This is a genomic window from Bradyrhizobium sp. SZCCHNS1050, assembly GCF_032484785.1.
Lineage (GTDB): Bacteria > Pseudomonadota > Alphaproteobacteria > Rhizobiales > Xanthobacteraceae > Bradyrhizobium.
In genome coordinates this window covers 301916-313707 of record NZ_JAUETR010000001.1, presented here as the reverse complement: position 1 = coordinate 313707, position 11792 = coordinate 301916, and the positions used below count along the sequence as shown (strand labels likewise).

Here is an 11792-nt window from a genome sequence, read left to right as displayed (position 1 = left end):
TCCTATTGGCTGTGCCTGTTGAAAGAAATGGCCGTGGTTAAGAGATTCTTAATCATCGTTAACAGCAGCCGCCGTTAACACTCTAGAAGTTCTGCGAATTCCCGTTTCTGCCGTGATTGGGGCAGAGCCGGGCCCAAATCGCGGCAAACCCGCGGCAATTGGGCCGGTAACAATGCATTAACCATTGTCGTGCTTGGCTTACCACAGGCGCGCGCGGCGCGCCCGCCGGACCGGATTGCCGCCATGATTCCCGACCTTTCACGGATCGAATGGATGCCCTCGCCCCCGCTGGTTCCCGACGACGGGCCGATCAGCCTGGACCTGCTGCGCCGGATGACGCTCGGCGACAGCGCGCTCGAGCGTGAGGTGCTCGCCATGTTCTCCAGCCAGGCCGTCCGCCTGCTGGAGCGGTTGCAGGTGCTGCCCGAGGATGCTGCCACCGTCGCCCACACGCTGAAGGGCTCGGCCCGCGCCGTCGGCGCGCTCGACGTCGCCGACGCGGCGGAAGGGCTCGAAGCGGCGCTGCGGGCGGGCGACCCGGCCGATGCGCTGGCCTGGCTCGGCACGGCGATCGCGCAGGCCCGCGCGGCGATTTCGGAGATGCTCGGCGCGGCCTGAGCGGCCGGCGGCAGCACTAGCGCGGAGCGGAGCGGTCCGTTATAGGACAGCCCGACCTCATTCCCTGCGCAGCACGAGCACACATGGCCAAGATCACCTTTGTCGACCATACCGGCGAATCCAGAACCGTTGAGATCGAGAACGGCGCGACCGTGATGGAAGCGGCGATCCGTAACGCCATTCCCGGCATCGAGGCCGAATGTGGCGGCGCCTGCGCCTGCGCGACTTGCCATGTCTATGTCGACGAAGCCTGGCGCGAGAAGGTCGGCCCGCCGACCCCGATGGAAGAGGACATGCTCGATTTCGGCTACGATGTCCGGCCGAATTCCCGTCTTTCCTGCCAGATCAAGGTCTCCGACGAACTCGACGGCCTCGTCGTCTCCACCCCCGAGCGTCAGGCCTGACCGTTCGTCTCGCGCCCTCATCGCCGCGCTTCGGCTGATCGCCGCCAGGCCTATGCCGGCGGCGCGATCGCCATGCCGCGGCGGACCCACGGCTGTAGCGCAGCAATGAGATTCGGCGTCAGCGGCGCCGGTTTGCGCGTCACCTCGTCGATCAGGACCATGACCGCGGTGGCCGACGCCACGCAGCGCCCGTCCGAGAACACGACCTGCTCGCAGGTCACCGACGTGCGCCCCAGCCTTACGACCCCCAGTCCCAGCTCGATCGTGCCCGGCCAGCGCAGCTCGGCCCGGAAATGCATGTCCAGCCGCACCATGATCCAGGCCAGCCCGTCCTGGGTCAGGCCATGGCGCGGGTCTTTCATCAAGGTCACCCGGCCGGTCTCGAAGTAGGTCGCGTAGACAGCATTGTTGACGTGCTGGTTGGGATCGAGGTCGCCGAAGCGGACATTGTCCGTCAGCCGATAGGGAAAGTCCTCCAGGCGTGGCGCGTGGTCGCGGCGGGCCGTCTCTGTCACCGATTGATCTCCATCATTCATGTCCCCTTCAAACCCGGCTAAGCCCACCGCTGCAAGCCGCGCGCGAGCCAGGGGCGGCTTTTGTGCCTTCCCTGCGACCACCCCGTTGGCTACAAATTCGGAACCGCCATCTGCCGCCATCCGTCGAGCGGCGCCTCCAACGAGAAGAGCGACATGAGCGAAGCGATCAAGACCGATGTGCTGATCATTGGCGCGGGCCCTTGCGGACTGTTTGCCGTTTTTGAACTGGGGCTGCTCGACATCAAGGCGCATCTGATCGACATCCTCGACAAGGTCGGCGGCCAATGCGCCGAGCTGTATCCGGAGAAGCCGATCTACGACATTCCCGGCGTGCCGATGGTGACGGGGCAGGGTCTCACCGATCAATTGATGGAGCAGATCAAGCCGTTCAGTCCGACCTTCCATCTCGGCGAGATGGTCGAGAAGGTCGAAAAGATCGGCGATCCCGGTTTTCGCGTCACCACCGATGCCGGCAAGGTGTTCGAGTGCAAGGTCGTGGTGATCGCGGCCGGGGGCGGCTCGTTCCAGCCCAAGCGCCCGCCGGTGCCGGGCATCGAGGCCTATGAAGGCACCTCGGTATTCTATGCCGTGCGCAAGATGGAGCAGTTCCGCGACAAGAATGTCGTCATCGTCGGCGGCGGTGACTCCGCGCTCGACTGGACGCTCAACCTGCACCCCATCGCGAAGCGCATCACGCTCGTTCATCGCCGCGACGACTTCCGTGCCGCGCCCCACAGCGTCGAGCAGATGCGCGCGCTCGTCGCCGGCGGCAAGATGGATCTGCGCATCGGCCAGGTGACGGCGCTCGAAGGCGCCAATGGCCGGCTGTCGGCTGCGACGATCAAGGGCAACGACAACGCGGTCGAGACCGTCCCCTGCGAGATGATGCTGCCATTCTTCGGACTGACGATGAAACTCGGTCCGGTTGCCGAGTGGGGCCTCGCGCTCGAGCACAATCTCATTCCGGTCGAGACCTCTGCCTTCGAGACCTCCGTGCCCGGCATCTTCGCGATCGGCGACATCAACACCTATCCCGGCAAGATCAAGCTGATCCTGTGCGGCTTCCACGAGGGCGCGCTGATGGCGCAGAAGGCGCACCGCTACGTGTATCCGGAGAAGCGGCTGGTGTTCCAGTACACGACGTCGTCGTCGAGCCTGCAGAAGAAGCTCGGCGTCAACTAATTTGTCGGCGGTATGGAACCTTCCGCCGCCGGACCAACTCAAATGTGAAGAAATGTTTCCTGCGCGTGCCGGTTTCACCGGCGCGCCAGACCTGTTATGGGGCTGGAACGATGCATGAAACGGCCGTACTGTGCGGCCATTCATTTTGTGACTTGGTCAAGGTGAGATGATGATGCGCAATGCGTTTCCCCGACTTCGGCTGGTGCCTGGTGTGACGAAGCTCGCGATCGGCGCGCTCGTCGTTGCCGGTGCTCTGCTGACGCGGCCTGCGCTCGCGGCTGAGCCGACCGCGGCCGGTCTGTGGCAGAAGGTCGAGGATGGCAGGCCCGTCGGCTGGTTTCTCTTCATCGACCACGACGGCGTGTTCGAGGGCGTGATCGCCAAGACGTTTCCGCGTCCCGGCGACAATCCGAACGAGGTCTGTTCGAAGTGCAGCGATGACCGCAAGAATGCGCCTGTGCTCGGCATCTCCTTCGTGCGCGACATGAAGCGCGAGGGCCTGAAATACGAAGGCGGCAACGTGCTCAATCCGCGCGACGGCAACATCTGGAAGGCCAATATGCGGGTCAGTCCTGACGGGCAGACGCTGATCCTGCACGGCTATCTCGGCATCTCGCTGTTTGGCAAGGACGAGACCTGGACCCGCCTGCCGGATAGCAACATGGCGCAGATCGATCCGGCCATCCTCGCCAAATATCTGCCCTCGCAGGCGACGACGGCAACCGGCCCCGCCACCAAGCAGGCGCCTCCGATGATGAAGAAGCCGGCTGCAGTCAAGTAGACTGCTTCCGAACTGCGACCGTCCTCGCTCCTGGCCGACAAGGGATCGCGATCTCGGACACCGCGTCGGCGAAGAGCTTGATCCAGATCAACCGCGTGGTCGAGGACAAGGTCTCCATGATCATCTGGGCGTTGCTTGCCGGTGATCGTGAGACCATTGGCCGCAGCGGTCGGAATTCGACGAGGGAGCGATGCTGATGCTGCGTTGGATCATCGCGGGGAGCGCGGCCATCTCCATGATCCCGATCGCCGCTGCTCAAACCTATGATTCCAATTATCCTGTCTGCCTACAAAGGTGGGAATGGGGTGGTAGCACCTATGTCGAATGCACCTATACGTCCTGGGACCAGTGTCGAAGGGCAGGCCGGGGCCTCGCGGCCATGTGCGTGAACAACCCATATTGGGTACAAGGACAATCAGGATCGCTTGGCGGTGGTCGGCGTCGATTTGCGCGCTGAGCGTTGGGACGTCGAGGCCGACACGTTCTTTCGAGGCGGCCCGGCTCTCCATCCGCTCCCAACCCACCGTGAGGCCCGCGATCTCGCCGCCCCACAGCCTTTGTTCCTGAGCGCCCGCTCACGGAGGGGCGTCCCGAAAGACGGTGTGCGGAGCGGAGCGCTTCAGGCCGTTCTTCCTCTGCGATCCCTACCCGAATGGCCGACTACTGCCTCACCACGCCCGCCGGCGGCAGCGGCTGGCTGGTGACGTTGGGCTCGGCCGCATCGAGGTTGAGCACTTGCGCCGCGGCCGGAAAGGCGGCGTCGGCCATCGCGGCATGGCCCTCCGCCGTCGGATGCACGGCGCCGCCATAGACCGCGGACAGCACGCCCCAGCTCGCATCGTGGATGTCGGAGGGCTGCATCGCCGCCGGCAGCCCTTGCGGATAGGTCATCGCCGAGAAGTAGCTGTCGTTGGCATCGCGGATCCAGCGCGCGCGCGGCAGATAGGGACGATACTCGCTGGCGCCGCGGCCGCACAGCAGCGGCTCGTTGGCGGCGCTGACGATGTTCGGATCGAAGCTGGCGCCGTCGGCCGAAAAGCATTCGCGGTCGAACGGCGGATCCTGCGTCGAGCGGGCGCAGAAGCCGTGATCGGCAAACGCGGCCTGATGCGCATCGACGAAGGTCATGCGGTCGGCCTGCGGATCGCGGCACAGGACTCCCGCGGTACATTGCGCCAGCCCGCGTAGCGACGGCAGGAACTCGTTCTCGACGAAGCCCGCGACCTTGGCGAGCCGCTGCGGATTGGCATTGAACGATGGGTGGATATCGAAACCGGCCGGACCACCGGGGCAGGGCGTGCCGGGGCCGCTCAGTGCCGGGTTGCCGTACGAAGTGTAGATGACGTGCGAGAGGTCGCCGACCAGCGGCTTCAGCGCCTCGCGTAGCTTGGCAAAACCCTGCGGCAGGTCGCGCGCCAGCTCGCTGCGCGATTCCTCGACCGAGCCGATCACGCCTGAGCGTTTGAACAGCGTGCGTTCGGTCGGCGTATCGACGATGACGTCGGCGACGAGACCGGAGAAGTTGATGTCGTTGGCGCCGATCGACAGCAGAATTAGATCGAGCTTGCGGTCCGGCTGGCGACGCTTGGCCGCGGTCAGCGCCTCGCGCAGCTCGCCGAGCTGGCCGTTGACGCTGCCGGCGCAGGTGGTCGCGGCGCGGCCCGGCGTGCATTCGCGCGCGCGCTGGCTGCCGAAGAGGCCGTCGGCGATGGTGGCGCCGGTGCAGGCGAGCGGCAGGTAGGTGACCGCGACGTGCGGATAGCGCACCGCGAGCGCCAGCGCCGTCCGGGTCTGGTAGCTGTAGAGCGAGCGATGGCAGGCGGCGTTGAGCCAGACCGCGCTGTGCTTCTGCCAGTTCTGCAGCGTGTCCGGCGCCTCGCAGGCGCGGCCGCCTCTGAAGCCGGCCCGGCTCGGCCGATAATATTGCGCCGTCGGACCGCCGAGATAGGAGCGGAAGCAGAAGCCCTCGTCGGCGAGCGCGATCGGGCGGTCCGGGTTGCCCTCGCCGGAGGCGATGCTGTCGCCGAGGCCGGCGATCAGGACGTCGCGGACCTGGATTCCCGTCGACACCTGCTGCGTGCCTTCCGGGCTGGCGACATCGACGGATGCGACGGTCTGGCGGCCGTAGCGGACGCGCAGGTTGACCGGTTCGGCGCAGTCGAATGTCGAGGTCTGCGGCCCGTCGCCGTCGTCGAACGACCACGCGCAGGTGGCGCCGACCGGGACCGGGCCGGTCAGGCGCACCGTGACCGGATGGTCGATCGGCGTGAGATAGCTTTCCTTGACGTTGTCGCGCGTGCACGGCTCGTTGATGCGGCCGGCGAGGTCGATGCAGAGCCGGTTGACGACGTTCCGGGCCCAGCCGCGGCCGTCGCTCTGCACCGCCAACGCCTGCTCGGCGGCGAGGATGGAGCGGTCGCGCGTGCTCTCGGTATGCAGCAGGAAGTCGCGCTCCTCCCGGAAGAGACGGAAGCGGTTGCGCACCTCCCAGCTGATCTGCAGCGGCGCTGCGCCGAACTGCGCGGCCGCCTCGGTGGCGGCGAGAGGGGCGAGCAGGCCGGCCAGGACGCAGGCGGCGAGCAGCGGACGAAGGGGCATTCGGGTCATGCGCAAGGATTCACGTCAGCGATGGGGCGGAAATAAGAGGATCGCACGCGAGTTCAACCGGTCGAGGGTCGAACCGTCGCGTCATCCGCGAGACGATTGCTGCTCAGCGCTGGGAGTGGCGCTTGATGCGCTGGGGAACCGCGGCGGGCGCCGTGGCCGCGGCGCGCTTGGCGGCGACCTCGTCCTCGCAGGCTGAGTTCAGCCGGCGCCGCTCCTGCCACGGCTTCACGACGTTCAGCCAGAGTTCCCTGATGCCCATGATGGAGATCGCCGTCGCGAACGGGATCACGAAATACAGCACGCGGAAAACGAGCAGGGTGGCCAGCAACTGCTCGCGGCCGAACTGCGGCAGCGCCACGAGCATCGCGGCATCGAACACGCCGATGCTGCCGGGCGCGTGGCTGGCGAAGCCGAGCAGGGTGGCGAGGATGAACACCACCGACAGCGACAGGAAATCGATCGGCGGAGCGGCGGGGACGAGGAGGTACATCGCCAGCGCGCAGAAGCCGAGGTCGACCACTCCGATCAGGATCTGCACGAGCGTGAGCTGCGCCGAGGGCAGCACCACCTTCCAGCCGTTCTGGCCGAGCTGGCGCCGGTTCTTGCCGGCGGTCAGCCAGCCGAGATAGGCGAAGATCGCCCCGAGGATGCCGATCGCGATCAGCTGGTTCACCGCCGGGGGCAACTGGTCCATCGCGGTGGCGGCGGCCGGATGCAAGGTCATGCCGATGCCGAGTACGAACAGATTGCCGAGCCAGAAGGTCAGGCCTGACAGGAAGCAGATCTTGGCGACGTCGATCGCGGACAGGCCGTAGTCGGAGTAGATCCTGAACCGGATGGCGCCGCCGGTGAACACGGTGGCGCCGATGTTGTGGCCGATCGAATAGCTGGTGAAGGCGCTCATCGCCGCGATGCGATAGGGCACGTGTTTCTTGCCAATTGTTCGCAGTGCAAAATAGTCATAGAAGGTCAGCGTGCAGAACGCGCCGACCACACACAAGGCCGCGAGGGCGATGTGACCGGGCGGGATTTCGGTGAGCGCGGTCAGGATGACGCCGGCATCGACGCCCTTCAGCGTGCGCACGAGTGTCGTGATCGCGAAGGCGATGATCGCAAGGCTCGCTGCAATCCCCAGCCGCTTCCAGCCGATCCATTTCTTGAAGCCACGCCCAAGCGTGGTCAGCAGGCGCTGCATTCATCCTCCCGGCGGGGCGGTACTAGATCTTGGAAAAGAGGCGAAACCATTGATCGATAGGCGGGCAATTCGTGACAGCTTGTTCCTTATGCTAAAATGCGCGCCTTGTGCAGTCCTTGACACAGCTCAGCTCCGACCCATGCGGCGCAGGTCTGTCACACTCCGGTCACATAGCTGGTGGCCCGTCCGCCTCAATTCGGTCCAACTGGTCGCCCGCGCGGTTCACGAGAACCCTCGTCCCTGCGACCGGTTCGGCAGGGGCGGCACGCCGGAACAACCGCCGTAGCCGCCGGTTAGCGCACAGCGAACATGGCGACGATCGGTCAGGGGAGGGACCTGCCATGTTCCGAACCGAGAGGACGTGAAACAAATGGGACTGTTCACCAAGGACATCAAGACGATGAACGATCTGTTCGTTCATCAGCTGCAGGACATCTATTACGCCGAGAACCAGCTCGTCAAAGCGCTGCCGAAGATGGCGGACAAGGCGACGGATCAGAAGCTCAAGCAGGGCTTTCTGACCCATCTCGATGAGACGAAGACGCATGTGACGCGTCTCGAACAGGTGTTCAAGATGCACGGCATCGCGGCCAAGGCGGTCGACTGTCCGGCGATCGACGGCATCATCGAGGAGGCCGACGAGGTCGCCGGCGAGGTCGACGACAAGGCGGTGCTGGACGCAGCGCTGATCAACGCCGCCCAGGCGGCCGAGCACTACGAGATCACCCGCTATGGCAGCCTGATCGCCTGGGCCAAGCAACTCGGCCGCAGCGACTGTGCCGCCGTCCTGCAGAAGACGCTCGACGAGGAGAAGGCGACCGACATGAAGCTGACCAAGCTCGCCGAGACCAGCGTCAATCTGCGCGCCGCGAGCTGATCGCGTCACCTGCCGATGAGACAAAACGCCGCGCGGACATCCCGCGCGGCGTCGTCGCATCCGGATGCCACGCGTCAGCTCTTACGCAACGCGAAATTGGCGCCGCAGAACGCCATCAGGGCGCCGAGGCAGAGCGCGGCGAGGCCGGCCAGCACACCCGAGGCCGACGGCACCGGGCTCGGGCCGGAGATCGCCTGGCCGATGCCGGCCAGCATCAGCACGCCGACCACGACCAGGAAGTTGCGCATCCGCTGCGGGATCTCGCCCGATACCGCGCTGTGCATGATGTTGGCGATGAAATAGCCCGAGGAGAAGCCGACGGTGGCGATCAGCCACCAGGCGATCGCCGATCCCGCCGGCATGAAGGCGCCGCTCTCGGTCTGCCACAGGCCGCCGAGATCGAGGCCGTAGCGGGCGCCGAGCATGTGCACCGCCAGCGCCAGCAGCACGCCGGCGGCCATCGCCCCGGCCAGGATCAGGTGGCGCGGAAAATAGATCGTTTCGCTCATGCTCCGTTTGTAGGATAAGGCGCGCGCCACACGCAACAGGACCGATCCATTTCCCAGGACATCACCACAGAAGGCCATGACGCGATCCGCTACGCCTACAAGGCGTCGTTGATCGGGGCCGCGCAGCAGTTCGAGCTCACGGGGCAGGGCCTGTCGTGGCGGTTCGCCGGCCGCACCGGCCTGTGGCCTTACGCCGACATCGCCGCGATCCGGCTGTCCTACCGACCGGTGTCGATGCAGGCGAGGCGTTTTCGGGCCGACATCACCCATCGCGATGGCCGCCGCCTCAGCATCATCTCCGTCTCGTGGCAGACGGCGGCCCTGATGGCGCCGCAGAGCGAGGCCTATGGTGCTTTCATCCTCGGCCTGCATGCGCGGCTCGCCTTCAGCGGCAGCAACGCGCGGCTGACTGCGGGCCTCGGCCGCTTCACCTACGGCGCGGCGCTCGCCGCGATTGCGCTGCTCGCCGTGGCGATGGCCGGGCTTCTGGTGCGCGCGCTCGTCATCGCCGAATGGTCGGGCGCGTTGTTCCTGATCGGCTTCGCCGCGCTGTTCGCCTGGTATGTCGGCGGCTTCATCACCCGCAACAGGCCGCGCAGCTACACGTTCACGGAGATTCCGGCCGCGCTGCTGCCGTGATCACGCAACCTCATCGCCGGTCACCGAATGTGATCATGCAGATTTCGCGCGCCATGCCAGACTGAGCGAGTCGCCTTCGGAGAGGACCGATGCAGGATCGCGCGCTGCGCAGACCGGATGACGCCGAGATCGCCGCGGTCAACGCGCGGCATTTCGCCGATACGCCGCTGCGGCCGGCCGATCTCCTGTTCGTGTTCGGGACCCGCGTCGACGAGGAGCTGCGTGCCGAGACGGCGGTGAAGCTGTGGCAGCAAGGCTACTTCCGCCACGCCATCGTCAGCGGTGGGATCACGCCGGGCGCTGATCTTTCGGAGTGTACGCTGATCAAGGCCGCCATGGTGGGGCGCGGCATTCCGGCCGAGCGCATCCTCGAAGAGCACCACGCCACGAATACCGGCGAGAACGTCGCGTTCGCTCTGCCGGTGATCGACGCCGCGCTCGGCCTCGCCAATGTCGGCAGCGTGATCTGCCTCGGCAACAGCTGGACCGCTCGGCGCTACGCGATGACCCTGCAGCGCCACTGGCCCGAAGTCGAGAAGATGCTGCTGACGGTCGATAGCTTCGGCGTACCGCGGCAGTTGTGGCACACCCATCCGGAGTTCCGCCGCCGCGTGCTCAGCGAATGGGACAAGATCGCGCCGTACAAGGCGAAGGGCTTCATCGCGGAGTGGCCGTGACGGGGTCACTCGCGGAATGCTAACGCGCATTGCGAAGCAGAAGCCTCTCGTGTCAGGAGCGCACGCGGATGGAGGCATAAGCCTCATCGGTCCAGCCAAACTCGCGTACGCAAACTATGTCGCAACCTTCCAGCTTGGCGATCGCAGTCGCTTCGACCGTAAAGTCTTCGCCCGCAAGTAACGTTGGACCGCGAGGAGCTGGAATTTTCCTCAGCGTGTGAGAAATCGCGCGGCTGGTCACGACCCCATCAGGGAATTTCAGGACAACGGCATATCTGCGCACTTGAGGGTTCGCAGAGAATTGCTTGGCCAGCTTCGGGCCAATGGCCTTCTTTATGGACGGAGTATCAGCCGCAACGTCATAGATAATAGCGGGCTTTAGTGGCATCTTGTCTCGTGCCAGATAGCACCAATTTGCGTCCCATCCGTATCATGCCACTGGTCGAATGTCGCGTTTGAATCTTATGGGGGGTCTTCGGGCGGCGACGAGGATGTCCGCTCGCGGGCTTGATCGGGAGTCGTCGTTTTGGGGACGGTGCCTTCGACCCGTTGGGTAATTCGTCAGCCTAGGCATGTTGAAAAACGAAGCAGGCATATCAATGCGTACCGCCCGACCACGCGATGATGCTCTCGACGAGAACGATACCGATAACAAGCTCATTGGGGTTTACAGCAGCGCTGCCGAGGCGGATGCCGCAAGAAAGCGCAAGCTTCAATTCGAGGGCTTTCGCGACTATCCCGATTGTTTCGTTGTCGACGAATATGTAGTCGATAGGGACGCTTGGAGCGAAGGGTTCGTCACCGGTGCCGCCGGCTGAGTGAGTCCGTGGGGTGGGCAAAGACGTCGTGTGGCGCAAGCCACGCGATGTTGTGCCCACCAAGCAACTTTTCGCGCAAGACGGTGGACACGGCGCGTTCAGATAGCACGGACAAACAGGCTGTCTCGGACGCGCCTTTGCCCACCCTACGCACTGTGGTGTTTGTCGCGAACCAAGTTCAATGACTCAATTTTTTGATGCAGATCGGTTGGCCATTGGGGACAGGAGTGCAATCCCAATCCGGACCAAATCCGGTATTCGGCTTAGAATTCGGAAACCAGTAGAAGCTGGAAACGAGAAGGCAAAGCAGAGCGAGGATGAACAGAATACCCAATACGTCACCGCGCCTTGGATAAGGCAGAGGCCATCTCATGAGAGTGTCCTCAGTCCGCATTTCGGTCGGGCAATAGGATCGAGAAACACCCAATGCGATAGCAATAGCTGCGAAGAGGGAATTGTTCTACGCGCAGTATGCGTTGGAGGAGGCCGCCACTCACGGCCTCACCACCAGCACCGAGCACTTCGCGTAGCGCACGACATGCCCGGCATTGCTGCCGAGGAAGTAGGTGCGCATCGCCGGGCGGTGCGAGGTCATCACGATCAGGTCGGCGTTGACCTTGGCCGCCTCCTCGAGGATCTCGTGATAGATGCCGCCCTGGCGTACCGTGTAACTGATGCGCTCGGCCGGGATGCCGGATTCGCGCGCCACGATCGACAGCGCTTCCTCGGCGGTCTCGCGCTGCTGCGCATCGAAATCGGCCGGGACGTATTCGGCGAGCATCACCGGCGTCATCGGCATCACGTTGAGCAGATGCACCGTGCCGCTCCAAGTCTGCGCCAGCGTGGCCGCGGTGGCGATGGCCGGCTTGGCGAGGTCGGTGTCGGCCAGATCGATCGGCACCAGAATCGAGTTGAACATCGAAGGTCCTCCTCTCTGTCCGCCGGCATT

At 64.8% G+C, this 11792-nt stretch carries 15 protein-coding genes; 9 read left to right on the top strand and 6 right to left on the bottom strand.

What is annotated here, in order from left to right; genetic code table 11:
- Positions 1-243: 243 nt before the first annotated feature.
- A complete protein-coding gene (locus QX094_RS01440; RefSeq protein ID WP_315712689.1) occupies positions 244-618 on the top strand; it encodes an Hpt domain-containing protein in 375 nt (124 codons plus the stop codon).
- 83 nt (positions 619-701) lie between these two features.
- Positions 702-1022 (top strand): 2Fe-2S iron-sulfur cluster-binding protein, encoded by a 321-nt coding sequence (locus QX094_RS01435; protein WP_315707114.1) that lies wholly within the window; start codon positions 702-704, stop codon positions 1020-1022.
- Between the two features lie 50 nt (positions 1023-1072).
- On the opposite strand, the gene QX094_RS01430 is transcribed toward QX094_RS01435, so the two are convergent.
- A complete protein-coding gene (locus QX094_RS01430; protein ID WP_316167126.1) occupies positions 1073-1537 on the bottom strand; it encodes a thioesterase family protein in 465 nt (154 codons plus the stop codon).
- Between the two features lie 174 nt (positions 1538-1711).
- Between QX094_RS01430 and QX094_RS01425 the strand changes: the two genes are divergently transcribed.
- From QX094_RS01425 to QX094_RS01415, 3 genes are all read left to right on the top strand, one after another.
- On the top strand, positions 1712-2740 hold the full coding sequence (locus tag QX094_RS01425) for an NAD(P)/FAD-dependent oxidoreductase (protein ID WP_316187535.1): 1029 nt from the start codon (positions 1712-1714) through the stop codon (positions 2738-2740).
- A gap of 172 nt (positions 2741-2912) precedes the next feature.
- The gene (locus QX094_RS01420) at positions 2913-3521 is read left to right on the top strand and encodes a DUF2147 domain-containing protein (protein WP_315713622.1); all 609 of its coding nucleotides are present in this window, start codon (positions 2913-2915) and stop codon (positions 3519-3521) included.
- 190 nt (positions 3522-3711) lie between these two features.
- Complete coding sequence (locus QX094_RS01415; protein WP_316187534.1) at positions 3712-3978, top strand: DUF3551 domain-containing protein; 267 nt, start codon at positions 3712-3714, stop codon at positions 3976-3978.
- A 203-nt stretch (positions 3979-4181) separates the two neighbouring features.
- Here the strand turns inward: QX094_RS01415 and QX094_RS01410 are convergent, their stop codons facing one another.
- Entirely contained in the window at positions 4182-6128 is a 1947-nt protein-coding gene (locus QX094_RS01410; protein ID WP_316187533.1) for a hypothetical protein, read from the bottom strand.
- Between the two features lie 103 nt (positions 6129-6231).
- Entirely contained in the window at positions 6232-7323 is a 1092-nt protein-coding gene (locus tag QX094_RS01405; protein ID WP_315712684.1) for a YbhN family protein, read from the bottom strand.
- A gap of 370 nt (positions 7324-7693) precedes the next feature.
- Between QX094_RS01405 and QX094_RS01400 the strand changes: the two genes are divergently transcribed.
- Positions 7694-8200: a ferritin-like domain-containing protein gene (locus QX094_RS01400; protein WP_316187532.1), complete on the top strand. Its 507-nt coding sequence runs from the start codon at positions 7694-7696 to the stop codon at positions 8198-8200.
- 74 nt (positions 8201-8274) lie between these two features.
- Here QX094_RS01400 and QX094_RS01395 read toward each other — a convergent pair whose 3' ends face one another.
- Positions 8275-8709, bottom strand: a complete 435-nt coding sequence (locus QX094_RS01395; RefSeq protein ID WP_315738812.1) for a hypothetical protein — start codon at positions 8707-8709, stop codon at positions 8275-8277.
- Positions 8710-8817: 108 nt separating this feature from the next.
- Here QX094_RS01395 and QX094_RS01390 point away from each other — a divergent pair, with 108 nt between their 5' ends.
- Positions 8818-9348 carry a hypothetical protein gene (locus QX094_RS01390; RefSeq protein ID WP_316187531.1) on the top strand — a complete coding sequence of 177 codons (531 nt, stop codon included), beginning with the start codon at positions 8818-8820 and terminating at the stop codon, positions 9346-9348.
- Between the two features lie 89 nt (positions 9349-9437).
- The gene (locus QX094_RS01385; protein WP_316175785.1) at positions 9438-10025 is read left to right on the top strand and encodes a YdcF family protein; all 588 of its coding nucleotides are present in this window, start codon (positions 9438-9440) and stop codon (positions 10023-10025) included.
- Between the two features lie 52 nt (positions 10026-10077).
- On the opposite strand, the gene QX094_RS01380 is transcribed toward QX094_RS01385, so the two are convergent.
- On the bottom strand, positions 10078-10413 hold the full coding sequence (locus QX094_RS01380) for a hypothetical protein (protein WP_315828157.1): 336 nt from the start codon (positions 10411-10413) through the stop codon (positions 10078-10080).
- A 184-nt stretch (positions 10414-10597) separates the two neighbouring features.
- On the opposite strand from QX094_RS01380, the gene QX094_RS01375 reads away from it, so the two are divergent.
- Positions 10598-10843, top strand: a complete 246-nt coding sequence (locus QX094_RS01375) for a hypothetical protein (protein WP_316169651.1) — start codon at positions 10598-10600, stop codon at positions 10841-10843.
- Positions 10844-11336: 493 nt separating this feature from the next.
- Here the strand turns inward: QX094_RS01375 and QX094_RS01370 are convergent, their stop codons facing one another.
- Positions 11337-11762: a universal stress protein gene (locus tag QX094_RS01370; RefSeq protein WP_315712676.1), complete on the bottom strand. Its 426-nt coding sequence runs from the start codon at positions 11760-11762 to the stop codon at positions 11337-11339.
- Between the last annotated feature and the right edge of the window lie 30 nt (positions 11763-11792).